Origin of the sequence: Streptomonospora litoralis, assembly GCF_004323735.1 — a bacterium.
GTDB lineage: Bacteria > Actinomycetota > Actinomycetes > Streptosporangiales > Streptosporangiaceae > Streptomonospora > Streptomonospora litoralis.
The window spans coordinates 2,287,716-2,311,791 of record NZ_CP036455.1; the positions used below are offsets into that span (position 1 = coordinate 2,287,716).

Sequence of the window (24,076 nt, forward strand, 5' to 3'; positions counted from 1 at the left end):
CCCGCCGGAGTGCCCGGGCCGGGCGGCGGGGATTTCGGGCGGGCGGGCCCGACCGCGTCGCTTCGCCTACAGCGATACGCGTGCGCGGGGGCGTTTGACGCGGGGTCGGCTGTGGCACATTGGACCCGTGAACGAGAACGACCGCGACACCGACACCCTTGTCGGTGAATGGATGACGCTGAAGGACGCCGCCAAGGCGCTGAACGTCAGCCCGAACCGGATCAAGCAGTTCATCGCCGACCACAAGCTGCTCGGGGTGCGGCGCAGCGGCGAGCTGTGCATCCCGGCCGCTTTCATCTCCGGCGGCGACGTCGTCAAGGGCCTGCCCGGCACCCTCACCGTGCTGTCCGATTCCGGGTTCAGCACCGATGAGGCCCTGCAGTGGATGTTCACCCCAGACGACACGCTGCCGGGGGCGCCCATCGACGCGCTGGTGGAGAACCGCGGCACCGAGGTCCGCCGCCGCGCTCAGGCGATGGCGTTGTAGAGCGGGCGCGGCGCCTGTGTCGGGGCACCGGGCGCCCGCGTGTCCGCTATGCCGGGTGTCGCGGGCGCCTTCGTGCGCGCATCGCGAAAGAACGGCCTCGGATTCGGGAATCCGCGCACGGCGGCTGAGGAGCCGAGGCGCCGCCGGGCTGCACCGAGCCGACCGGCGGGCCGACCGACCCGATCAGACACCTGCCCCGTCGTCTAGGCTGGCCGCGTGAACGCGAGTCTGCGAGAGCGCCTGGACGGGGCGCGCCTGTACCTGTGCACCGACGCCCGCACCGAACGGGGCGATCTGGCCGAGTTCCTCGACTCCGCGCTGGCGGGCGGCGTCGACATCGTCCAGTTGCGCGACAAGTCCCTGGAGGCCCGCCGGGAGCTCGCGGTCCTGGAGACCGTGCGGGCCGCGTGCGCGCGCCACGGCGCGCTGATGTCGGTCAACGACCGCGCCGACATCGCGCTGGCCGCGGGCGCGGACGTGCTGCACCTGGGGCAGGGGGATCTGCCGGTGCCCCACGCGCGCGCCGTCGTCGGCGACGGCCCGCTGATCGGCCGGTCGAACAGCGACGCGGAGATGGCGGCGGCCTCCGCCGAGGAGGAGGCCGTGGACTACTTCTGCGTCGGGCCGACGTGGAGCACGCCCACCAAGCCGGGCCGTGCGGCGGCCGGGCTGGAGCTGCTGGAGCGCACCGCCGCCCTGAAGCCGGCGCGCCCCTGGTTCGCGATCGGCGGCATCGACCTGGACAACCTCGACCGGGTGATGGCGGCCGGCGCCGAGCGCGTGGTGGTCGTGCGCGCCATCACCGAGGCCGCGGACCCGCGCGCCGCCGCGGCGGAGTTCCGCCGCAGGCTCGCCGCCGCCGACTGAGCCCGCGCCGCGCCGCGCGACATCTCCTCGCTGCACAGCGTCGTGGTCGGCGGATCGGCCTGCCCGCCCGCGCTGATGGAGCGCTTCGAGGCGCGCTACGGGGTGCCGGTGCTGCACGCCTGGGGCATGACCGAGACGTCGCCGCTGGGCAGCTTCGCGCGCCCGCCCGCCGAATCCGCCGGGGAGGAGCGCTGGGCCTACCGGCTCAGCCAGGGCCGCCTGCCTGCCACGGTGCAGGGCAGGCTCATCGGCCCCGACGGCGCGCCGGTGCCCTGCGACGGCACCTCCGTCGGCGAGCTGGAGGTGCGCGGCCCCTGGGTCACCGGCTCCTACTACAACGACGAGGACCCGGAGAAGTTCCACGACGGCTGGCTGCGCACCGGCGACGTGGGCACGCTCGCCCCCGACGGCTTCCTGCGGCTCACCGACCGCGCCAAAGACGTGATCAAGTCCGGCGGCGAGCGGATCTCCTCGGTCGAGCTGGAGAACGCCGTCATGGCCCACCCGGCGGTCGCCGAGGCCGCCGTCGTGGCGGTACCCGACCCGAAGTGGGACGAGCGCCCCCTGGCCGCGGTCGTTTTGAAGGAGGGCGCGACCGCCGGCGCCGCGGAGCTGCGGGCCTTCCTCGCCGACCGCGTCGCGCGCTGGCAGCTGCCCGACTTCTGGAGCTTCGTCGAGGAGGTCCCCAAGACCAGCGTCGGCAAGTTCGACAAGAAGTCGCTGCGCGGCAGCCACGCCTCGGGCGATCTCAAGGTCGTCGACACCCGTTCCTGAGCGTCACGGGCCGCGCCCGGCTCACCGGCGCACATGGTGCAGCGCGCTGGGCCGGGTGCGCAGGAAACCCTCGATGGACTGGGCCGGGCGCCCGGTCAGCTCCGGCACGGCAGGCGAGACCGCGTCCAGCTCGCCGGCGGCGATGGCGGCGCAGGCCGCGGGGTCGGCCCCCGTCCGCGCGCTCGGCGCCCAGGCGGCCGACTCCTGCCAGGTCTCGGCGACGTAGACGATCCTGCGCGCGGTCAGCGCCGAGAGGCGGCGCGCGGTCTCGCCCAGGGTGACCGCCTCGGGGCCGGTCAGGTCGTAGGTGCGGCCTTCGTGCGCATCGCCGCCGGTGAGCACGGCCACCGCCGCGTCGGCCACGTCGTCGCGCGAGACCCACGCCAGCCGCCCCCGCCCGGCCGGGCCGCGGAGGAGCCCTTCGGCGTCGACCCACGAAGGCAGCAGATCCAGGTACAGGCCGGGCCGCAGGACGGTGTGGGCCACTCCCGCGGCGCGGATGTGCGCCTCGCTGTAGAAGTGGTCGCGCGCGGCGGTGTAGACCGCCGCCGGCCCGGCCGAGAGGAACGACACGTAGACGATGCGGGTCACACCCGCCGCCAGGGCCGCGTCGATGGCGCCGAGGTGCAGTTCGACACGCAGATCGGACTCCGGCGCCGGTACCAGCAGCAGGGTGTCGACGCCCTTGACCGCGCGCTCGAAGGCGGCGGTGTCCTCGTAGGCGGCCATCGCGGCGCCGGCGCGGGGCAGTTCGGGGGCGCGGTTGAGGTCGCGGACGATGAGCCGCTGGGCCTCCCCGCGCCGCGCCAGCCGCTCGGCGATCCGCCGCCCGAGGGCCCCCGTGGCGCCCGTGATGCCGAAGAGGTGCAGTGTCTCCCGATCGTCGCCCATGGTCCGCATTGTCCGGCAACATCCCGGCCGCGTCATCGACCGCGGGACAACACCCCCGGCAACCGCCGTCCCGCGGCGGTTTCCGCGGTCCTCAGCGCGTCGCGGGCGGTCCGCCCGGGCCGGAGGGTCTTCCCGCCCTGTCTGCGCCGGGCGCGGTCGACACCCCGGCCGCCGGCTCCGTGCTCGCCGGGGAGCGGTAGACCAGCCGCCGCATCAGCGCCTCGGCCGGCCCGCGGCGGCCGGCGCGCTCCAGGCCGTAGGCTCCGACCAGCGTGACCAGCCACACGCCCACGGCGAACAGTGCCATCGTCGCGCTGCCCAGTTGCGCGCCCAGCCCCAGCCCCCAGGCGGCCAGCAGCGGAGCGCAGATCACCGACTGGGCCAGGTAGCACGACAGCGAGCGCTTGCCGACGGCGGCGACGGCGACCACGCCCGCACCGCGCCGCGCCCGGCGGGCCAGCGCATCGCCGACCAGGCCGAACAGGGCGACGTAGCCGGGCCCGCCGAGGACGCCGCTCATCTGCCGCACCCCGCCCAGCGAGAGTGCGACGGTTTCGGATGCGTCGACGAGCCCGACGTGGACCAGCGCTTCGGGCAGCCCGCATAGCCACGCGCCGCCGATCCCGATCGCGGCCGTCCAGGCCAGTAGGCCGCGGTAGTGCTCGGTCCGCTCCAATACGCGGAGTCGGCCGATCGCCATGCCCAGCGCGATCATGGCCGGTATGACCGGCATGAGTACCGTCAGTGGCAGCAAGAAGAGCCAGCCGAGGATTCGGGGGCCGATGGAGGCGAAGTAGCCGGGTTCGCTGAAGCTGTCGTAGAAGAAGCCGGGCGATCCCGCGGCCTGTTCCCCGCCCCCTGCCGGGATCAGCGTGGCCGCGGCCGCCGACAGGCCGAGGATCAGCAGCAGCGCCAGTGAGAGTCCGACCAGCACGGCGGCGGTGACGCGCATCGCCCGCTCGCTGCGGCGCAGTAGTAGCCAGCCCAGGACCAGGCCGGTCAGGCCGTAGGCGGCCAGGATGTCCCCGGTGAACAGCAGGGCCGCGTGCGCGAAACCGAGCACCAGAAGCCACAGGTTGCGGCGTTGCACGACCGCGGCGGCCGCCTTGATCCGGGTGCCGGCCTCGCGCTGGCGGTCGTAGAGGCGGATCAGCCCGTAGCCGAACAGAAGGGCGAACATCGGCAGGATGCGCCCGTCCACCGCCGTGAGCATGGCGAACTGCACGACGCGGTCGACCGCCGATCCGTCGGCGGGATGGGCGACCGTGCCCGCCTGCTGGGCGGCGTACAGATACCAGGGTGTGTTGGCCAGCGCGATGAGCAGCAGCATGAACCCGCGCGCGAGGTCGGGCGCCGGCGCCCGCTCGTCGGGGCGCACGGGACCGCGGGCGGGGTCTCGGATGGCGTCCACGGCAGTGCCTCCAGCAGGGGATGAAGGTCCCCCGAAGGGGGCTTTTCCCTCAGAATGCACCAATCGCCGTTGCGACGGCATCCTCCGCAAGTCGGTAGGCCCCCCGACTTCCGGCTCGGGCCGGTCCCTGAGAGGCGGTAGGGGTAGGCGTCCGGGCCTGTGGTGGTCGGGTTGGGTGTTCGCCGGTGGCGCGCCCGGCGGGGGCGGCTCAGGCCCGCTGAGCGGCCTTGCCGACCTGCCGGGAAACGGGCGGACTTAACGGAAAAGCGGCGGCGACGACGGCGGGGCCGGGCCTGCGTGGTCGGGGCGGCGGTCACCGGCCCCGGCCGCGGTGGTCGAGCCCCGGGGGGCCGCCGCCCGGTTGTCGGCGCGGGCCTGCGGGGCGGTGGGCGGCGGCCATACAGCCGGATCGGGCCACGAGATGCACCTACGTGCGGCGGCATCGGCCTCGGCGTCGCCCCGACGTGCCGTCCTGGCGCTGCCATTCCGCGATACGAAACAACACGGGGTGCTTTGTCCGCCAATGCCCGATTCCTCGGTGGGTCCGCGGCCGCGCTGCGGCGGCGGTGGCCCACGAAGCGCGCCGAATGGCGCGAAAACAGTCCCGGAGTCAACTTTTCGTGCGCCTCGTGGCCGCGGCGCCCGCCGAGACCGCCCGCAAAACGGACATAGACCCCCAAAAGCCCACCCCATCAGAGGGGTGGAGCCCCCGGGGGCCGCGCCCGGGCGCCACGAGCGACGTGTCGTCGCCCCCCGGCCCCCGATCCGGCGCACTCCCGGGGCGTGCGAGCACCCGCGACCGCGCCCCGCAGCGCGGCCACCCCCACGCGCGGGCCCGGCCCCAACGCGGCGGCACCCAGCCGGCCAACCGGCGCCGGTATGTCCGGTATGCCGGTTCATCCGGCGATGATCGCGAACTTATGGCCGCGGAATACGCCTTCCTGCGACCATAAGTTCGCGATAGACGGGAGAAGCCGGGACCGGTGCCGCCCAACGCAGGGTTTTAACCAGACAGCGGCCGCGGGTTCAGGGGGTGAGTGCAACACCGGCTCCGCACGGAGGTGTTGTGATGAATACCCACCCCCGGGGGGCGGCCCCCGCTGCCCGCCGAACACGAGCACCGGGTGCGTCGGCCGCCGGCCGGACCCGGCGCCGTCCTCGGCGCCGCTTTTCCGTGAGGCCACCCGTTTCCCGGCAGACCAACAAGGCCGCACAGCCAACCGCTGCCGCCCCGCCGCAACCGCCACCGGCGGCACCCGACCCGGTGACCGCGGGCCCGGCCATCCGGCGCCCTCGCCGCCCCTCGCCGGCCGCCGCCACCGGCGGCACCCGACCCGGTGACCGCGGAGCCCGGCCCCGCTGCCACCGTTGCCGCCGCCTCCCCGAAGACACCCGCACGCCGGCAGACCAACAAGACCGCACAGCAGACCCGACCCGCCCTACGTCGGTCGCCCTGCCCGCCTTAGCGGTCAGCGACCGCCTTCCGGCCCACCGCCTTCCGGCCCACCGCCTTCCGGCCGACCGCCCCGTCCGCCGGAGTCCGCGATCCCCCTCAGTGCTTGCGGGCGGTGGCGGCGACGACGAGGTCGGCGAGGGCCGAGCGGGCGGTGGCGTCGATCCGCCCGGTCTCCAACGCCGCGGTGGCCTGGGCGACGTAGTCGTCGATGCGGCGCTCGCAGGCCGCGAGGGCGCCGCAGTCCTCGGCCGCACCGCGCATCCACTCGACCGTCTCGGCGCTCAGCAAGGGGTCGCCCAGATGGCGCAGGAACTCCGCGCGGTCGGCGGATCCGGTCCGCTCCAGCGTCTCGGCGACGATGAGGGTGCGCTTGCCCTCCCGCAGGTCGTCCCCCGCTGGCTTGCCGGTCTGCTCGGGGTCGCCGAAGACGCCGAGGATGTCGTCGCGCAGTTGGAAGGCCACCCCCAGCGGCAGCCCGTAGTCGGTGTAGACGGGCGCGAGGTCGTCGTAGCGCCCGGCCAGCGCGGCGCCCAGGTGCAGCGGCCGCTGCACGGTGTACTTGGCCGCCTTGTAGTGCATGACCCGCAGCGTCGCCTCGACGCCGCCGTCCTCGCGCACCTGTTCCAGCATGTCCAGGTACTGCCCGGCCATCACCTCGGTGCGCATCGCGTCGAAGGGGACGCGCCCGGTTTGCAGCGCCTCCGGGCCCAGCCCGCTGGCCTGGTAGAGGTCCTCGCTCCAGGCCAGGCACAGATCGCCGATCAGGATCGCGGCGCCGCGGCCGAACGCTTCGGCCGAGCCCGTCCAGCCCGAGGCCGCGTGGAGGCTCTCCAGGCGCTTGTGGGTGGCGGGCAGGCCGCGGCGGGTGTCGCTGTTGTCGATCACGTCGTCGTGGATCAGCGCGCAGGCCTGCAGGAATTCCAGCGAGGCCGCGGCGGCGTGGATCCCGGCGACGTCGGCGCCGCCGGCTCCGCGCCACCCCCAGTAGCAGAACGCCGGGCGCAGCCGCTTGCCCCCCGCGAGCATGGCCTCCAACGCGTCGGCGACCGGCACCAGCTCGGAGCCGACCTCCAGCAGCTGGGCGCGCCGCCGGTCGAGGAAGCGGGCGATCTCCCCGTCGACGGCGGCGCGGACGAAGGAGACCGGGGAGGAGGCGGAGAAGGACATAGCCTGCAGGTTATCGGGTAGCCGGTACCCACCTGCTCCCCCTCCCGAAGGGCTTCGCCTAAGGTAGAGGACATGCCTGGGTCACCGACACGCAACGGGAGCGCGCCCGCCGCAGCGACGCGGCCGCGCGACATCCGCGAACTGCTCAAAGCCGGCGAACCGACATTCTCTTTCGAGTTCTTCCCACCGAAGACCGACGAGGGGCTGCGCAAACTCTGGCAGGTCATCCGCCAGATCGAGGCGCTGGCGCCCTCATTCGTCTCGGTCACTTACGGAGCCGGGGGCGGGACGCGCGATCTCACCGTGGAGATCACCGAGCAGCTGCAAACCGACACGACGCTGCTCCCCGTCGCCCACTTCTGCGCCGTCAACCACTCCGTGAGCGAGCTGCGCCACCTCATCGGGCGCTTCGCCAGCGTGGGTGTGAACAACATCCTCGCTCTGCGCGGCGACCCGCCCGGCGACCCGCTGGGCGAATGGGTCAAGCACCCCGAGGGCCTGGAGTACGCCGACGAGCTGGTGCGGCTCATCAAGGAGCTCGGCGACTTCAGCGTCGGCGTCGCGGCCTTCCCCTACAAGCACCCGCGCTCGCCCGACATCGAGTCCGACACGAAGTACCTCGTGCAGAAGTGCCGTGCGGGGGCCGACTACGCCATCACCCAGATGTTCTTCGACCCGGAGGACTACCTGCGGCTGCGCGACCGCGTGGCGGCAGCGGGCTGCGACACCCCCATCATCCCGGAGATCATGCCGGTGGTGAAGTACTCCACGATCGGGATGTCCGAGCAGCTCTCCGGCGCGCCCTTCCCGCGCCACCTGGCCGCGGAGTTCGACAAGGTCGCCGACGATCCGGAGTCGGTGCGCAAGCTCGGCATCGAGCAGGCGCAGCGGATGTGCGAGCGGCTGCTGGACGAGGGCGCTCCCGGCATCCACTTCATCACGTTCAACCAGTCCACTGCCACGCGGGAGATCTACGAGCAGGTCGCCTACGACCGCTTGCCCGCAACGGCAGGGGCGCGGCCATGATCGTGAAGGGCCGGTGAGGACTGCCGGGGAAGTGGAACTCCGGTAGCACGTCGACGAAACCACACGAGAGGTACAGGCTCCGGGCGACCGTGGGTCCGGCCGGGGTCGACAGGGCGGCGGTGCGCTCCTTGCGCGCCGCCGTCAGTGCTTCCAGCAGGCCGCGCCCGATGCCGCGGCCCTGGTGGCCGGGCAGCACGTGCAGTTCGGCCACCTCGAAGGAGTCGCCGAACCAGCGCCGCTCGGCCTCGGGATCGCGCTCGCACACCTCGCCCGAGACGATGTCGTGCCACCACTGCCCCGGGTGGCCGTGGAAGCCGTAGCCGAACCCGGCGGCGTCCGCATTGCCCCGGGGAAGCGCGATCACCGAGCGGAACCGCGCGTTGCGGGCGTGCTCGCGCATGATGGAGCGCCGCCCGGCCAGCTGCTCGCGCGGGGGCTCCATCGCGGCGGCGTAGATCTCCATCAGGGCGGGAAGGGCGTGCAGGAACGCCGGGGCGGCCAGCTCCCACAGCTCGATGTCGGTGCGCACACCGCCACGGTAGACGAAGCGGGCCCGCCGGGGGCGTTGTTGACGCCGGCGACGGGGGTGCGCTTAACTGTCCTTGTTCGTACTTCTGTTCGAAGTAGCGGGAGTGCGGACGGTCCGTGTTCGCCGCCGCGTAGGCGACGCGCGAACGCGGGAAGCGGCCGGGCGGGGGGAGGGGAAGCCTCTTGCCCGGCCGCGGCCATCCCCGGGCGGAAAGGGCGCGCCCGTCCGGGGGGCGGGTGCCGCCCCTCCTTGCGGCCCCGCAGACGACGAGCGGCCGTGTCCCCGTGGGAAACCGTGCGGGGACACGGCCGCTCGTCGTCTGCCGCCGCGTCGTGCGCGGCGCGTGCCTGTGCGCGCGGTCGCACCGCGCCGCGGGGAGAGGGGACGGACCGTCCGGGTCGGCCCGGGTGCTGCGGCCGCCTCCTTGCGCGGCCGCAGGCGGTGAGGGGCGCTCCCCGGCCCGGGTCAGGGGGCGCCGGCGCAGGGCGCCGGGAGGACGCGCGCGGCTGCGAGGGGCGCGCGTCTCCGGGGCCGCTGGAGCTCGGCTGGAAGGCGTTCCGGCTCGACTAGAACGCGTCGACGGCGCGGCGCGCTTCGGGGTCGAGGACGCCCCAGTTGATCAGCTCCTCGGTCAGGTCGCCGGGCGAGCGGTCGTAGATGACCGCCAGCGAGCGCAGGTCCTCCTGGCGAATGGACAGCACCCGGCCGTTGTAGTCGCCGCGCTGGCTCTGGATGGTGGCCACGTAGCGGGCGAGCGGGCCGGCCTTCTCCTGCGGCAGCTGCTGCATCCGCTCCAGGTCGATCACCAGCTTGGGCGTGGGCCCCAGCGGGGTCGGTGCGGCGCCGCCGGGCAGCAGCTCCGACATGGGCACGCCGTAGAAGTCGGCGAGCTCGGCGAGCTTCTGCACGGTCACGGCGCGGTCGCCGCGCTCGTAGGATCCCACCACGACGGCCTTCCAGCGGCCGTGGGACTTCTCCTCCACTCCGTGCAGGGAGAGCCCCTGCTGGGTGCGGATGGCGCGCAGCCGCGCACCGAGGGACTTGGCGTATTCCGATGGCATCTTCTTCGTCGCTCCCCGGCCGTGAAGGTGGCTGGTGCGGGCGGTGGGCCCCGAGTGCGCCCGTGGTGACCGCGCCCGGCCGAGGGCGCCCGGTGGGTGCCATCCGCAGGGCCCGGACGAAAGCGGTCCCGCCCGAGATTGGTTACGGACAGTGACGGTAAGGCTGTTCGGTTGCCAGGTCAAGCCGTTGGGTGGAAACGCGACGATTCAGTGGCCAAACCGTGTGTAAGTGAGGGGACTCTCATTTCGGGACCGATGCGGACATCCCGTGCAGCTTCGGTGTACGGAAAGGCCGCTGACACGGGGATTCCGACTGATCGCCCGACATGCGCACCGCCCGTGGCGTCCGTTTCACCGAACGATGGGATGATATGTCAAGAATACCGCATGTGATGAGAGTCATATTTTCTACCGGTTTCGGGGGGCTGTCGATCAGCGCCGCGGCGCCGCGCTGATAACGTGAAGTCGTTCGACATCCTTTAACCGCCTGTCCAGTGAGGCAGGGAAGGGGGTCACTACTGTGTGTGCGCAATCTCGCGCTGAGAGTGATGCGGGCGCATCGCCGCCCGATTCCGCCGAATCCGCGGAACGCGTCCCCGTGCCGGCGCGGACCGTCCTGGACGGTCCCGAGATCCAGCGGGCGCTGACCCGCATCGCCCACGAGATCCTGGAACGCACCAAGGGCGGAAGCGACATCACCCTGCTGGGCATCCCCTCGCGGGGCGTCCCGCTGGCCCGCCGCCTGGCCGAGCGCCTGGAGCGCGTCGAGGGTGGGGCCGTCCCCTGCGGCTCGCTCGACATCACGATGTACCGCGACGATCTGCGGCTGGCGCCCGCCCGCGCGCTCGGGCGTACCGAGATCCCGCCCGAAGGGGTCGACGGGCGCCTCGTCGTCCTCGTCGACGACGTGCTGTTCTCCGGCCGCACGGTGCGCGCCGCGCTCGACGCCCTCAACGACATCGGCCGCCCCCGCGCGGTGCAGCTCGCCATCCTCGTCGACCGCGGCCACCGCGAGCTGCCCGTCCGGGCGGACTACGTGGGCAAGAACCTGCCCACCTCGCTGCGCGAGACCGTGACCGTGCAGCTGGCCGAGTCCGACGGCGCCGACGCCGTCCTGCTGGGCCCGGCCAAACCGCGCCCCGGCGAAGAGGAGGGCTGATGCGCCACCTGCTGTCCACCGGCGACCTCTCCCGCGACGAGGCGCTGCTGGTGCTCGACACCGCCGCCGAGCTTGCCCAGGTCAGCGGCCGCTCGGTGAAGAAGCTGCCCACGCTGCGCGGCCGCACCGTGGTCAACCTCTTCTACGAGGACTCCACCCGCACCCGCACCTCCTTCGAGCTCGCCGCCAAGCGGCTCTCGGCCGACGTGGTCAACTTCTCCGCCAAGGGCTCCAGCGTCTCCAAAGGCGAGAGCCTCAAGGACACCGCGCTGACACTGCAGGCCATGGGCGCCGACGGCGTGGTCGTGCGGCACAGCGCCTCCGGCGCGGCCCACCGCCTCGCCGAGTGGGTCGACGGCGCCGTGCTCAACGCGGGCGACGGCACCCACGAGCACCCCACCCAGGCGCTGCTGGACGTCTTCACCATGCGCGAGCGCCTGGGACGGCTCGACGGACTGCGCGTGGCCATCGTCGGCGACGTCCTGCACAGCCGCGTGGCCAGATCCAACGTGCTGCTGCTGCACACCCTGGGCGCCGAGGTCACCCTGGTCGCCCCGCCCACCCTGGTCCCGGTGTCGGTGCACACCTGGCCCTGCGCGGTCTCCTACGACCTCGACGCCGTGCTGCCCAAGAGCGACGTGGTCATGCTGCTGCGGGTGCAGGCCGAGCGCATGCACGACGCGTTCTTCCCCACCGCGCGCGAGTACAGCCGCCGCTACGGGCTCGACCGCGAGCGCTTCGCCCGCATGCAGGACGACGCCATCGTCATGCACCCGGGCCCCATGGTCCGCGGGATGGAGATCTCCGCCGAGGTCGCCGACTCCGCGCGCACCACCGTCAACGAGCAGGTCGCCAACGGCGTCAGCGTCCGCATGGCCGTGCTCTACCTGCTCCTGGGCGGGTCCTAAGCCCTGCCGCCGCCGCGCGCCCCGTGCCCCGCGTCCCACGCCGCGGGGGCCGCGGCCCGCGCCCGCCCGCACCGCAACCACTGACAAAGAAGCGATGGAAGAGATGACCCAGAGCAGCGCCGCCTACCTGATCCGCGGCGCCCGCATCGCCGGGGGCGAGCCGGCCGACATCCTGATCCGCGACGGCGCCGTGGCCGAGGTCGGCCCCCGAATCAGCGCGGCCGATGCCGCCGTCGTCGACGCCGCCGGGCTCGTCGCCCTGCCCGGACTGGTCGACCTGCACACCCACCTGCGCGAGCCCGGCCGCGAGGACGCCGAGACCGTGGCCGGCGGCGCCCGCGCCGCCGCCGCGGGCGGCTACACCGCCGTGCACGCCATGGCCAACACCGACCCCGTCGCCGACACCGCCGGCGTGGTCGAGCAGGTCTGGCGCCTGGGCCGCGAATCCGGCCACTGCGACGTGCAGCCCGTGGGCGCGGTCACCCGCGGGCTCGGCGGCGTCCAGCTGGCCGAACTGGGCGCCATGGCCGACTCCGCGGCCGGGGTGCGCGTCTTCTCCGACGACGGCAGGTGCGTCTCCGACGCGCTGCTGATGCGCCGCGCCCTGGAGTACGTCAAGGCGTTCGACGGAGTGGTCGCCCAGCACGCCCAGGAGCCCCGGCTCACCGAGAACGCCCAGATGAACGAGGGCGTGGTCTCCGACCGGCTGGGCCTTGCGGGCTGGCCGGCCGTGGCCGAGGAGGCCGTCATCGCCCGCGACTGCCTGCTCACCGAGCACGTCGGCTCGCGGCTGCACGTCTGCCACGTCTCCACCAAGGGCTCGGTGCAGATCCTGCGCTGGGCCAAGAGCCGCGGCTGCGACGTCACCGCCGAGGTCACTCCGCACCACCTGCTGCTGACCGACGACCTCGCCGAGAGCTACGACCCCGCCTACAAGGTCAACCCGCCGCTGCGCACCGCCGAGGACGTGCACGCGCTGCGCGAGGGCCTGGCCGACGGCACCGTCGACATCGTCGCCACCGACCACGCGCCGCACCCGGCCGAGGCCAAGGAGACCGAGTGGGCCACCGCGGCGATGGGCATGCTCGGGCTGGAGACCGCGCTCTCGGTCGTCCAGCACACCATGGTCGACACCGGCCTGCTCGACTGGGCCCAGCTGGCCCACCGGATGTCGGCCCTTCCGGCTCGCATCGGACGTCTCGCAGGTCACGGGCGTCCCATCGCCCCCGGCGAGCCCGCCAACGTTACGCTGTATGACGCGGACACCGCTTCGGAAATCGACCCGGCGGCCCTGGTCTCCAAGAGCGCGAACACCCCCTACCGGGGCATGCGCCTGCCCGGCCGCATCCAGGCGACGTTCCTGCGCGGCATCCCCACGGTTCTCGATGGGAAGATCAAGTGACTCCACCAGCAGCCTCCGGCCACGCCGACGCCATCCTGGTTCTGGAGGACGGGCGCGCCTTCCGCGGCCGGTCCTTCGGCGCGCAGGGGGAGACCCTCGGCGAGATCGTCTTCAACACCGGCATGACGGGCTACCAGGAGACGCTCACCGACCCGTCCTACCACCGGCAGATCGTCGTCATGACGGCCCCGCACATCGGCAACACCGGCGTCAACGACGACGACCCCGAGTCCGGGCGCATCTGGGTCTCGGGCTACGTCGTCCGCGAGCCCGCCCGCGTCGCCTCCAACTGGCGCGCCCGGCGCACGCTGGACGAGGAGCTGCAGCGCCAGGACGTCGTGGGCATCGCGCTGGACGGCACCCGCGCCCTAACCCGCCACCTGCGCGACCGCGGCGCCATGCGGGCCGCCATCAGCACCGTCGAGACCGACCCCGAGCGGCTGCGCGAGCGCGTCCTGGCCAGCCCGCAGATGGCCGGCGCGGACCTGGCCGGCGAGGTCACCACGACCGAGCCCTACACCGTCCGCCCGCCCGAGGGCGTGCCCGCCCGCTTCCGCGTCGCCGCCGTCGATCTCGGCATCAAGGCGATGACGCCCCAGCGCCTGGCCGAGCGCGGCTGCGAAGTCACCGTGCTGCCCGCCGACACCACCGCCGAGGCGATCCTCGCCCTGGAGCCCGACGGCGTGTTCTTCAGCAACGGCCCCGGCGACCCCGCGACCGCCGAGAAACCGGTGGCCCTGATGCGCGCCGTGCTGGAGTCGCGCACCCCGCTGTTCGGTATCTGCTTCGGCAACCAGATCCTGGGCCGCGCACTGGATCTGGGCACCTTCAAGCTGCCCTTCGGCCACCGCGGCGTCAACCAGCCGGTGCAGGACGTGCACACCAAGCGGGTGCACATCACCAGCCACAACCACGGCTTCGCCGTCGACGCACCCGCCGACGGGCCCTTCGAGACCCCCTACGGTCGCGCCGAGGTCAGCCACGTCGACCTCAACGACAACGTCGTCGAAGGCCTGCGGCTGCTCGACCGGCCCGCCTTCAGCGTCCAGTACCACCCCGAGGCCGCCGCCGGACCGCACGACGCCGCCGCGCACTTCGACGCGTTCTGCGACCTCATGGCCGCCTCATCCGACCCGTCCAGCAGCTCCGGCCGGCCGGCCGAGCCCGTCCAGTCGTAAGCCGGGGGATCCACACATGCCGCGCCGTAGTGACCTGAAGTCCGTCCTCGTGATCGGATCCGGGCCGATCGTGATCGGCCAGGCCGCGGAGTTCGACTACTCCGGAACGCAGGCGTGCCGCGTGCTCAAGGCCGAGGGCCTGCGCGTCATCCTGGTCAACTCCAATCCGGCCACGATCATGACCGACCCCGAGATCGCCGACGCCACCTACGTCGAGCCGATCACCCCGGGGATGGTCGAGAAGATCATCGCCAAGGAGCGCCCCGACGCGCTGCTGCCCACCCTGGGCGGGCAGACCGCGCTCAACACCGCCGTCGCGCTGCACGACTCGGGCGTGCTGGCCAAGTACAGCGTCGAGCTGATCGGCGCCAACGTCGAGGCCATCCAGTCCGGCGAGGACCGCGAGACCTTCAAGGGCATCGTCGAGCGGATCGGCGGCGAGTCCGCGCGCTCGCGCATCTGCCACACGCTCGATCAGTGCCTGGAGGCGGCCGAGGAGCTGAGCTACCCGGTCGTGGTCCGGCCCTCCTTCACCATGGGCGGCTCCGGCTCCGGCTTCGCCCACGACGAGAAGCAGCTGCGCCGCATCGCCGGCCAGGGGCTCGCGCTCTCGCCGGTCACCGAGGTCCTGCTGGAGGAGTCCATCCTCGGCTGGAAGGAGTACGAGCTGGAGCTGATGCGCGACGGCAACGACAACGTGGTCGTCGTCTGCTCCATCGAGAACTTCGACCCCATGGGCGTGCACACCGGCGACTCCGTCACGGTGGCGCCGGCCATGACGCTGACCGACCGCGAGTACCAGCACATGCGCGACGTGGGTATCGCGGTCATCCGCGAGGTCGGCGTCGACACCGGCGGCTGCAACATCCAGTTCGCCGTGCACCCCGAGACCGGGCGGATGATCGTCATCGAGATGAACCCGCGCGTCTCCCGCTCCTCGGCACTGGCCTCCAAGGCCACCGGGTTCCCCATCGCCAAGATCGCTGCCAAGCTCGCCGTCGGCTACACCCTCGACGAGATCCCCAACGACATCACCGCCGAGACCCCGGCCAGCTTCGAGCCGAGCCTCGACTACGTCGTGGTCAAGGTGCCGCGGTTCGCCTTCGAGAAGTTCCCCGGTGCCGACCCGGCGCTGACCACCACGATGAAGTCGGTCGGCGAGGCCATGGCCATCGGCCGCTCCTTCCCCGAGGCGCTGCAGAAGGCCATGCGCTCGGTGGAGAAGAACGGCGTCGGCCTCACCTGGGCCGGCGAGCCCGGCGACAAGGACGAGCTGGTGCGGGCGTCGGCCACCCCTGGCGAGCTGCGGCTGCGCCGCATGCAGCAGGCGCTGCGCGCCGGCGCCACCGTGGCCGAGCTGAACGCCTCCACCGGAATCGACCCCTGGTTCCTCGACCAGCTGCTGCTGCTGGAGGAGACCGCCCGCGAGCTGGCCGGCGGCCGGCTCGACGCCGGGCGGCTGCGCGCGGCCAAGCGCATCGGCTTCTCCGACCTGCAGATCGGCGAGATCACCGGCAAGAGCGAAGAGGTGGTGCGCGAGCTGCGCTACGCGCTGGGCGTCCACCCGGTCTATCTGACCGTCGACACCTGCGCCGCCGAGTTCGCCGCCCAGACGCCCTACCTGTACTCCAGCTACGACGAGGAGACCGAGGTCCCCAAGGGCACCCGCCCCAAGGTCGTCATCCTGGGGTCGGGCCCCAACCGCATCGGCCAGGGCGTCGAGTTCGACTACAGCTGCGTGCACGCCTCCTTCGCGCTGTCGGAGGCGGGCTACGAGACCGTCATGGTCAACTGCAACCCCGAGACCGTCTCCACCGACTACGACACCAGCGACCGCCTCTACTTCGAGCCGCTGACCCTGGAGGACGTGCTGGAGGTCGTCCGCGCCGAGCGCGCCACCGGCGAGGTGGCCGGCGTCGTCGTCCAGCTCGGCGGCCAGACGCCGCTGGGGCTGGCGCGCGGCCTCAAGGCGGCCGGGGTGCCCATCGTCGGCACCAGCCCCGAGGCCATCGACCTCGCGGAGGACCGCGGCGAGTTCGGCAAGGTGCTGGCCGGCGCGGGGCTGCCCGCACCCAAGCACGGCACCGCCCACTCCTTCGCCGGAGCCCGCGAGGTCGCCGCCGAGATCGGCTACCCCGTGATGGTGCGCCCCTCCTACGTGCTGGGCGGGCGCGGCATGGAGATCGTCTACGACGAGGCGATGCTGGCCGACTACATCGAGCGCAACGCCGAAGTGAGCCCGGACTATCCGGTGCTCATCGACCGGTTCCTCGACGACGCCATCGAGATCGACGTCGACGCCGTCTACGACGGCACCGACCTCTACCTCGGCGGGATCATGGAGCACATCGAGGAGGCCGGCATCCACTCCGGCGACTCCGCCTGCGCCCTGCCGGCGGTGACGCTGGGCCGCGAGGACTTCGAGCGCATCCGCTACTCCACCGAGGCCATCGCCCGCGGCACCGGGGTGCGCGGGCTGCTGAACGTGCAGTACGCGCTCGCCTCGGGCGTCCTCTACGTCCTGGAGGCCAACCCCCGCGCCTCGCGCACCGTGCCGTTCGTCTCCAAGGCGACCGCCGTTCCGCTGGCCAAGGCCGCCGCGCGGGTGATGCTGGGCGCGACCGTGCCCGAGCTGCGGGCCGAGGGCCTGCTGCCGGCCGAGGGCGACGGCGGCACGCTGCCCATGGACGCCCCCGTCTCGGTCAAGGAGGCGGTGCTGCCCTTCAACCGCTTCATCGACCGCCACGGCGAGGGGGTGGACACCGTGCTGGGCCCGGAGATGCGCTCCACCGGCGAGGTGATGGGCCTGGACACCGAGTTCGGCTCCGCCTACGCCAAGTCCCAACTGGCGGCCTACGGCTCGCTGCCGACCTCGGGCACGGTGTTCGTCTCGGTGGCCAACCGCGACAAGCGCACCATGGTCTTCCCCCTCAAGCGGCTGGCCGACCTCGGCTTCGAGATCCTGGCGACCGAGGGCACCGCCTGGGTGCTGCGGCGCCATGGTGTGGCCGCCCGAGTGGTGCGCAAGCACAGCGAAGGTCCCGGACCGGCCGGCGAACCCACTATCGTGCAACTCATCCACCAAGGCGGTGTGGACCTCATCGTCAACACGCCCTTCGGCAGCGCCGGCCAGTCCGGCCCCCGCTTGGACGGCTACGAGATCCGCACCGCGGCGGTCGTGCGCGGTGTGCCCAGCGTCACCACGGTGCAGGGGCTGGCCGCGGCGGTCGAGGGCATCGAGGCCCTGGTGCGGGGCGACATCGGCGTGCGCTCCCTGCAGGAGCACGCCGCCGCCCTGCGCGGGGGAGCGGACTGAGCCCCCGCGCGCGGGGGCGTCCGCGCGGCGGGGCAGGGTCCGGCCGCCGCACAGGCGGCCGGTGGGGGCCGGGCGCGGGCCGGTGAGTCCGCGCAGCCGAGCGGATCGAGGCGGGGCAACCGAGTGAGTGACAACGGGCCGGTGCAGACACGCAGCCCTGTGCTGACCGTGCGCCGTGTCGACGCCTACCACGCCATCACGGTGGTGGCGCCGCAGATCGCCGAGCGGTTCCGCTCGGGCCAGTTCCTCTCGGTGGCGGTGGGCGGCGACCAGTCGAGCATGCTGCTGCGCCGCCCCTTCGCCATCCACGACGTCAAACCCGACTACGGCGGCACCGTCGAGTTCCTGTTCGCGGTGCGCGGCGCCGGAACCGCGTGGCTGGCCGAGCGCCGCTCCCGCGACCTGATCGACGTCGTCGGGCCGCTGGGCCGCCCCTTCCCGCTGCCGCGCGACCCCGTCAACTGCCTGCTGGTGGGCGGCGGCTCGGGCGCGGCGCCGCTGTTCCCGCTGGCGCACGCGCTGCGGCGGCGGGGCTGCCGGGTGGACTTCGTGCTGGGCGCCGCCTCCGCCGACCGCGTCTTCTCGGCGATCAGCGCCCGCCGGATCGCCGAGACCGCCACCTTCACCACCGACGACGGCTCCTTCGGCGTGCGCGGTCGGGTCACCGACGCTCTGGAGCGGGTCGCCGCCGACGCCCGCTCCGACGTCGTCTACGCCTGCGGGCCGATGCCGATGCTGGGCGGCGTGGCCGCCGCGGCCGCGCGCATGGGGATCCCCGCCCAGGTCGCGGTGGAGGAGGCCATGGCCTGCGGTACGGGCATGTGCATGAGCTGCGTCATTCCGGTGGTCGGCGAGGACGGGATCACCCGGATGGCGCGTGCCTGCGTCGACGGCCCGGTCTTCCGCGCCGAACGGGTCCGCTTCGGCGACGTGGGCACCATCCCCTTCGACGCACTGGGCGCACCCGGATGGAAGGCCCGCGCCGAGGACACCGCTGCGGGCGGGGCCGCTGAGCGGGAGGCCGGCTGAGCATGAACCCCGACCTGCGCACCCGCCTGGGCGCACTGGAGCTGGCCAACCCCGTCATGGCGGCCGCCGGGTGCGCCGGCACCGGGCGCGAGCTCGCCCGCTTCTACGACATCGCGCGGCTCGGCGCCGTGGCGACCAAGTCGGTGATGCTGCAACCGCGGGCGGGGCGGCCCGCGCCCCGCATGGCCGAGACCCCCTCCGGCATGCTCAGCGCGATCGGGCTGCAGGGGCCGGGCATCGAGGTCTTCCTGCAGCGCGACCTGCCCTGGCTACAGGCGCGCGGCGGGACCACCGTGGTGTCGGTGGCCGGGGGAGCGGCCGACGAGTACGCCGAAGTGGCCCGGCGGCTGCCCGCCTCTGCGGGGGTCGCCGTGATCGAGGTGAACCTCTCCTGCGCCGACCCGGCCGGGCAGGGGCGCCACTTCACCGACGACGCCGGCGCGGCGGCGCGGGTGGTGCGGGCCGTGCGCGCCGCCGCCGACCCGCAGGTGCCGGTCCTGGCCAAGCTGGCCGCCGACGTCCCCGATCCGGTGGGCCTGGCGGGGGCGTGCGCGGAGGCGGGCGCGGACGGGCTGTCCATGGTCAACTGCCTGCGGGGCATGTCCGTCGACCCCCTGACCCTGCGGCCCGCGGTGGCCGGGGGCATGGGCGGGCTCTCCGGACCGGCGATCCGCCCGGTCGCCGTGGGCTGCGTCTACCAGGTGAGCGCGGCGCTGCCGGACGTGCCGATCGTCGGCATGGGCGGGGTGCGCACCGGCGCCGACGCATTGGAGTTCCTCGCAGCGGGGGCCTCGGCGGTCGCGGTGGGCACGGTGAACTTCGCCGACCCGTCGGCGTGCGTGCGGATCCTGCGCGAACTGGAGGAGCTGCTGGAGGAGCGCGGTGTGGACCGGGTCACCGACGTCATCGGCGCCGCCCACCGTTCTACGGGGACTGCGCTGGGACGATGACCCTAGGAGAGTCTCAGGGGCCCTCTCGCGGCTCGCGGTACCCGGGCAGCCTCGTGGCCTAGGCTCGGGGGCGGAAAGCGCCGCTGCGGCCGTCTCAGCGGCGCCGACGGATGCTTCCCGGCGTCCATGCATGAACCGGCCGCACCGGGGAACCGCTCGGGACAGCGCGTCAACGCCGATCATCCGAACGCCCCGCCCGCAGGCGCCGCAGTCGCCGGTGCCCGAAGCCGGCGCACGACCCTGAACCGCCTTTGCCAGCCCCAGCGAGCCGAAGGAGAACCACCGTGGCAGCGCCCATCGCCGTCGCCATCGACGCACCCGACATCGAGACCGCCGCACGCTGGGCCTCCGAGGTCGCCCCCCACGTCAGCACGGTGAAGGTGGGGCTGGAGCTCTACCTGCGCTACGGCCCCGAGGTGGTCGGCACGCTGCGCGGCGGGAACAAGACCTCGGTTTTCCTTGACCTCAAACTGCACGACATCCCCGCCACCGTCGCGGGAGCCGCGCGCAATCTGGCCCGCTTGAAGCCCTCCATCCTGACCGTGCACGCGGCCGGGGGGCGCGAGATGATCTCCGCCGCGGTCGAGGCGGCGCCGCAGACCACCATCGCCGCGGTGACGCTCCTGACGTCGCTGGACGACGCCGCCCTGGCCGACGTCGGCATCACCGGCCCCTCTGCCGACGCCGCGCGGCGCTTGGCGGTGCTGGCGGTGGAATCGGGCGCCCGCGCACTGGTGTGCTCGCCGAACGAGGTCGCCTCGCTGCGCGCGGAGGTCGGGCCGGAGGTGACGCTGATCACCCCGGGAGTCCGTCCCGCGGGCGCCGACCACGGCGACCAGGCCCGGGTGGCGACGCCCGAGGCGGCCTACGAGGCCGGAGCCGATCTGCTGGTGATCGGCCGCCCGATCACCCGGGCGGCCGACCCGGGGGCCGCCGCTGCCTCGATCGCGGCTGCGCTGCGGCGCGCGGAGGCCGCCTCGGCGTGATCCCGCCGACCCCGTGGGCCCACAGGATGACCGGTTGCGGCCACCTTTCAGCCAGAAAAAGTTCAGGTCCGAAACCCGCCCGACCCTGCACCTCCCTGACCTGCGCGGTCCGGGGAGGACGTCGCGGCGGGTACGGTTGCACCGAACTTCAACCGGGCCGAAAGTCCTAAATTTCATACCTCTGCGCAATCATGTAATTACAAAGGGTAATTACTTTGATGAAATGGCGCTTGAAAGGCGACTTTGCGTTGCCGAACAGGGTCGGAACCTACTAACTTGCGCAGGCGTCCGCCCTCTACAAACGAGAGAAAACCGAGGTGACCCGGCGTGGCCCTTCCTCCCCTCACACCCGAACAGCGCGCCGCGGCTCTGGAGAAAGCCGCGAAGGCCAGAAAAGAGCGCGCAGAAGTCAAGAACCGCCTGAAGCACGGCGGCGTCTCCCTGTCCGAGGTTCTCGCCGACGGACAGACCGACGACGTCATCGGCAAGATGAAGGTCTCGGCTCTGCTCGAATCCCTCCCCGGCGTCGGCAAAGTCCGCGCCAAGCAGATCATGGAGCGGCTGAACATCGCCGAGTCCCGCCGCGTCCGAGGGCTGGGTGCCAACCAGCGCTCGGCGCTGGAGCGCGAATTCGGCGGAGCCGAGTAGCGTTCGAAGGCGGATGTGCCGTTTTTCACGGCGACTTCGGGCCGCCCGCGCTGACAGCGGGCGGGCCCGGGCGCGGCCGCCGGTGCCCCGACCTCCGCAGCCCCGCGGTGGCGGGCACCGGCGGCGCGCCGAACGGCACCGTCGCGTCGGCGCGGCCGCCGGCGGCCCCGCGCAGCGCATCGGCGGTCTCCGCCGCACAGCGGTGGTATAAAAGACCAATCGCCACCGGAATTCCGCCGAGCAGGCGGCCGCCCGCGCACCGTGCGCCGGGCAGGCCCGGCGCGTTCGTCCGGCGGCGAGAGCGTCGAAATCGAGAGTTAGATCCTCACGTGTCCAACGACTCCGCCGCCCACGCCGCCTCCGCCGAGGAAGAGCGGCCCGCGGGGCGGGAGCAGCGGCTCACCGTCCTCTCCGGCCCCTCCGGAGTCGGCAAGAGCACCGTGGTCCGCGAGATCCGCGCGCTGCACCCGGAGGTGTGGCTGTCGGTCTCGGTGACCACGCGCGCCGCCCGGCCCGCGGAGACCGACGGTGTCGAGTACCACTTCACCGACGACGCGGGCTTCGACCGGATGGTCGCCCGGGGTGAGTTGCTGGAGTGGGCGCAGTTCGCGGGCAACCGCTACGGCACCCCCCGCGCCCCCGTCGAGGAGCGGCTGCGCCGGGGGCAGCCGGTGCTGCTGGAGATCGACCTGCAGGGCGCGCGCCAGGTGCGTGAGAGCATGCCGGACGCCCTGCAGGTGTTTCTGGCCCCTCCCTCCTGGGAGGAGCTGGTGCGCCGGCTGACGGGGCGCGGCACCGAGCCTCCCGAGGTCGTGCAGCGGCGCCTGGACACCGCACGCGTCGAGCTCGCCGCGGAGAAGGAGTTCGACGCCACCCTCGTCAACACGTCCGTGCGCGACGTGCGCGAGGAGCTGCTAGCGTTGATCGGGATTTCCGGCGCCGGTTCCGCGGCACTGTCCTAGGCCGCTCCGCCGGCCGCCGCGCCCGCATCGCCGGGCCGCAGCCGCGCACCGGCGGCGCCGCGAGGCGGCCGGGGTTTCGGTGGTCGTGTCGGCGTTGGCGTCGGTAGCGGCCCGCGCGGTCGACTATCCTTTCAGTCGAATCAGATTCCGCAGGTTCCGCAGGGGACCGTCCGACCCTCCAGGGGGACGCACGTGGCAGGCACCGAGCCCGTCGCCGAAGGCATCACCAACCCGCCGATCGACGACCTCCTCGAATGCGTCGAGAGCAAGTACAGCCTGGTCACCATGAGCGCCAAGCGGGCGCGCCAGATCAACGCCTACTACGCCCAGCTCGGCGAGGGCCTGCTGGAGTACGTGGGCCCGCTGGTCGAGACCCAGGTGCAGGAGAAGGCCCTGTCCATCGCGCTGCGCGAGGTCAAGAGCGGACTCCTCACCGCGGAGCCCTACGAGGGCGCCTGACCCGCACACCCGCGGGCGTGTTCCGCCGTCGGCCGCCGCACCGGCGGCCCAGCGGAACGCGGCCCCGCCGGTGCGGTGCGCGATCTGCGGCTGCGTTTGCGTCTGCTGAAATTGCCTCGTGAATACCGATAACCGGCCCGAGGTCGTCCTGGGAGTCGGGGCAGGCATCGCCGCCTACAAGGTGTGCGAACTGCTCCGCCGCCTCACCGAATCCGGGCACAGTGTCCGAGTCGTCCCCACCGCCGACGCGCTGCGGTTCGTGGGCGAGCCCACCTGGTCCGCGCTCTCCGGCCGCCCGGTCGCCACCGGTGTCTGGGACTCCGTGCACGAGGTGCCGCACGTGCGCATCGGCCGGCGCGCCGACCTCGTGCTCGTCGCCCCGGCGACCGCCGACCTGCTCGCCAAGGCCGCGAACGGCCTCGCCGACGACCTGCTCACGAATACTCTGCTCACCGCGCGCTGCCCCGTCGTCTTCGCGCCGGCCATGCACACCGAGATGTGGGAGCATCCGGCCACCCGCGCCAACGTCGCCACACTGCGCTCGCGCGGCGCCGTCGTCGTCGACCCGGCCGTAGGGCGGCTCACCGGAGCCGACACCGGCCCCGGGCGGCTGCCCGAGCCCGACGACCTGTACGCCGTCGCGCGCCGCGTGCTCGCCCGCCGCGACCTGCCCGCCGACCTTTCCGGGCGCCGGGTGCTCATCACCGCCGGCGGCACCCGCGAGGCCGTCGATCCCGTCAGATTCATCGGCAACCGCTCGTCGGGCCGCCAGGGCTACGCCTTCGCCGCCACCGCACTCGCCCGCGGTGCCCGGGTCGATCTCATCTCGGCCAACGTGGCGCTTCCGGATCCTCCGGGCGCCGAGATCACCCGTGTGGAGTCGGCGCGCGAAATGCGCGAGGCCGCGCTCGCCCACAGCACCGCGGCCGACGTCGTCATCATGACGGCGGCCGTCGCCGATTTCCGACCGGCGGAATCCGCGCCCGGAAAGATCAAGAAAACGGGAGAAGGTCCGGCGCCGATCGAACTGGTGGAGAACCCCGACATCCTGGCGGAGTTGGCGAGCAGGCGCGACGACCCCGGTCGGCTCGTGGTGGGATTCGCCGCCGAGACCGACAATGTGCTGGAGTACGGCCGCGCGAAACTGGAGCGCAAGGGCTGCGACCTGCTCGTGGTGAACCAGGTCGGCGACGGGCGCGCCTTCGGCACCGAGGACAACCAGGCGGTGGTCCTGGGCGCGGACGGGTCGGCGACGGAGATCCCCCACGGCCCCAAGGAGGAGTTGGCCGACCGCGTCTGGGACCTCGTGGCCCCGCGGTTGGGTCCCGCCCATACCCGGCCGTAGCGCCCCGTGCCCACGATGACCCTCGGTGATGGGAAAGGCGGTCGAGCCGGCCGACGCATCGTCGG

General features: G+C 73.0%; 21 protein-coding genes. 16 read left to right on the forward strand and 5 right to left on the reverse strand.

The genetic code is table 11. The features are described 5' to 3' along the window. Window positions 1-127 precede the first annotated feature (127 nt). The 3 genes from EKD16_RS09900 to EKD16_RS09910 all read left to right on the forward strand — a co-directional run bounded on the left by EKD16_RS09900 (window position 128) and on the right by EKD16_RS09910 (window position 2,128). On the forward strand, window positions 128-487 hold the full coding sequence (locus EKD16_RS09900) for an Rv2175c family DNA-binding protein (protein WP_131098117.1): 360 nt from the start codon (window positions 128-130) through the stop codon (window positions 485-487). Window positions 488-703: 216 nt separating this feature from the next. Then, window positions 704-1,354: a thiamine phosphate synthase gene (gene thiE, locus EKD16_RS09905; RefSeq protein ID WP_131098118.1), complete on the forward strand. Its 651-nt coding sequence runs from the start codon at window positions 704-706 to the stop codon at window positions 1,352-1,354. 21 nt (window positions 1,355-1,375) lie between these two features. Beyond that, window positions 1,376-2,128 carry an AMP-binding enzyme gene (locus tag EKD16_RS09910; protein WP_278248942.1) on the forward strand — a complete coding sequence of 251 codons (753 nt, stop codon included), beginning with the start codon at window positions 1,376-1,378 and terminating at the stop codon, window positions 2,126-2,128. Between the two features lie 21 nt (window positions 2,129-2,149). On the opposite strand, the gene EKD16_RS09915 is transcribed toward EKD16_RS09910, so the two are convergent. The 3 genes from EKD16_RS09915 to EKD16_RS09925 form a co-directional block, all read right to left on the reverse strand. Further along, entirely contained in the window at window positions 2,150-3,019 is an 870-nt protein-coding gene (locus EKD16_RS09915; protein ID WP_131098119.1) for an NAD(P)H-binding protein, read from the reverse strand. A gap of 91 nt (window positions 3,020-3,110) precedes the next feature. Further along, on the reverse strand, window positions 3,111-4,430 hold the full coding sequence (locus tag EKD16_RS09920) for a DUF418 domain-containing protein (RefSeq protein ID WP_242677321.1): 1,320 nt from the start codon (window positions 4,428-4,430) through the stop codon (window positions 3,111-3,113). Window positions 4,431-5,982: 1,552 nt separating this feature from the next. Further along, window positions 5,983-7,053 (reverse strand): polyprenyl synthetase family protein, encoded by a 1,071-nt coding sequence (locus tag EKD16_RS09925; protein WP_131098121.1) that lies wholly within the window; start codon window positions 7,051-7,053, stop codon window positions 5,983-5,985. A 72-nt stretch (window positions 7,054-7,125) separates the two neighbouring features. On the opposite strand from EKD16_RS09925, the gene metF reads away from it, so the two are divergent. Beyond that, window positions 7,126-8,079, forward strand: coding sequence for a methylenetetrahydrofolate reductase [NAD(P)H] (metF, locus tag EKD16_RS09930; protein ID WP_131098122.1), 954 nt, complete (start codon window positions 7,126-7,128; stop codon window positions 8,077-8,079). Here metF and EKD16_RS09935 read toward each other — a convergent pair. Both EKD16_RS09935 and bldD read right to left on the reverse strand, forming a co-directional pair. Next, window positions 7,997-8,608, reverse strand: coding sequence for a GNAT family N-acetyltransferase (locus EKD16_RS09935; RefSeq protein WP_131098123.1), 612 nt, complete (start codon window positions 8,606-8,608; stop codon window positions 7,997-7,999). The genes metF and EKD16_RS09935 overlap by 83 nt on opposite strands. 566 nt (window positions 8,609-9,174) lie before the next feature. After that, window positions 9,175-9,669 (reverse strand): transcriptional regulator BldD, encoded by a 495-nt coding sequence (bldD, locus tag EKD16_RS09940; RefSeq protein WP_017591133.1) that lies wholly within the window; start codon window positions 9,667-9,669, stop codon window positions 9,175-9,177. A 520-nt stretch (window positions 9,670-10,189) separates the two neighbouring features. Here bldD and pyrR point away from each other — a divergent pair. The 12 genes from pyrR (at window position 10,190) to coaBC (ending at window position 24,011) form a co-directional block, all read left to right on the forward strand. Beyond that, entirely contained in the window at window positions 10,190-10,828 is a 639-nt protein-coding gene (gene pyrR / locus EKD16_RS09945; RefSeq protein WP_165498543.1) for a bifunctional pyr operon transcriptional regulator/uracil phosphoribosyltransferase PyrR, read from the forward strand. Beyond that, on the forward strand, window positions 10,828-11,736 hold the full coding sequence (locus EKD16_RS09950) for an aspartate carbamoyltransferase catalytic subunit (RefSeq protein WP_131098125.1): 909 nt from the start codon (window positions 10,828-10,830) through the stop codon (window positions 11,734-11,736). Before pyrR ends, EKD16_RS09950 begins: the two co-directional genes overlap by 1 nt. A gap of 103 nt (window positions 11,737-11,839) precedes the next feature. Further along, on the forward strand, window positions 11,840-13,138 hold the full coding sequence (locus EKD16_RS09955) for a dihydroorotase (RefSeq protein WP_131102305.1): 1,299 nt from the start codon (window positions 11,840-11,842) through the stop codon (window positions 13,136-13,138). Between the two features lie 32 nt (window positions 13,139-13,170). Next, window positions 13,171-14,316 (forward strand): glutamine-hydrolyzing carbamoyl-phosphate synthase small subunit, encoded by a 1,146-nt coding sequence (gene carA / locus EKD16_RS09960; protein ID WP_207391548.1) that lies wholly within the window; start codon window positions 13,171-13,173, stop codon window positions 14,314-14,316. Window positions 14,317-14,332: 16 nt separating this feature from the next. Further along, window positions 14,333-17,632 (forward strand): carbamoyl-phosphate synthase large subunit, encoded by a 3,300-nt coding sequence (carB, locus tag EKD16_RS09965; protein ID WP_131098127.1) that lies wholly within the window; start codon window positions 14,333-14,335, stop codon window positions 17,630-17,632. A gap of 123 nt (window positions 17,633-17,755) precedes the next feature. Next, the gene (locus tag EKD16_RS09970) at window positions 17,756-18,661 is read left to right on the forward strand and encodes a dihydroorotate dehydrogenase electron transfer subunit (RefSeq protein ID WP_131098128.1); all 906 of its coding nucleotides are present in this window, start codon (window positions 17,756-17,758) and stop codon (window positions 18,659-18,661) included. A 2-nt stretch (window positions 18,662-18,663) separates the two neighbouring features. Continuing rightward, window positions 18,664-19,611 (forward strand): dihydroorotate dehydrogenase, encoded by a 948-nt coding sequence (locus EKD16_RS09975; protein WP_131098129.1) that lies wholly within the window; start codon window positions 18,664-18,666, stop codon window positions 19,609-19,611. A gap of 284 nt (window positions 19,612-19,895) precedes the next feature. Next, window positions 19,896-20,597, forward strand: coding sequence for an orotidine-5'-phosphate decarboxylase (gene pyrF, locus EKD16_RS09980; protein WP_131098130.1), 702 nt, complete (start codon window positions 19,896-19,898; stop codon window positions 20,595-20,597). A 327-nt stretch (window positions 20,598-20,924) separates the two neighbouring features. Then, window positions 20,925-21,245, forward strand: a complete 321-nt coding sequence (gene mihF / locus EKD16_RS09985) for an integration host factor, actinobacterial type (RefSeq protein WP_131098131.1) — start codon at window positions 20,925-20,927, stop codon at window positions 21,243-21,245. A 329-nt stretch (window positions 21,246-21,574) separates the two neighbouring features. Continuing rightward, window positions 21,575-22,207 (forward strand): guanylate kinase, encoded by a 633-nt coding sequence (gene gmk, locus EKD16_RS09990; protein ID WP_131098132.1) that lies wholly within the window; start codon window positions 21,575-21,577, stop codon window positions 22,205-22,207. A 192-nt stretch (window positions 22,208-22,399) separates the two neighbouring features. Then, on the forward strand, window positions 22,400-22,666 hold the full coding sequence (rpoZ, locus tag EKD16_RS09995; RefSeq protein ID WP_131098133.1) for a DNA-directed RNA polymerase subunit omega: 267 nt from the start codon (window positions 22,400-22,402) through the stop codon (window positions 22,664-22,666). A 118-nt stretch (window positions 22,667-22,784) separates the two neighbouring features. Then, window positions 22,785-24,011, forward strand: coding sequence for a bifunctional phosphopantothenoylcysteine decarboxylase/phosphopantothenate--cysteine ligase CoaBC (gene coaBC / locus EKD16_RS10000; protein WP_131098134.1), 1,227 nt, complete (start codon window positions 22,785-22,787; stop codon window positions 24,009-24,011). Window positions 24,012-24,076 lie beyond the last annotated feature (65 nt).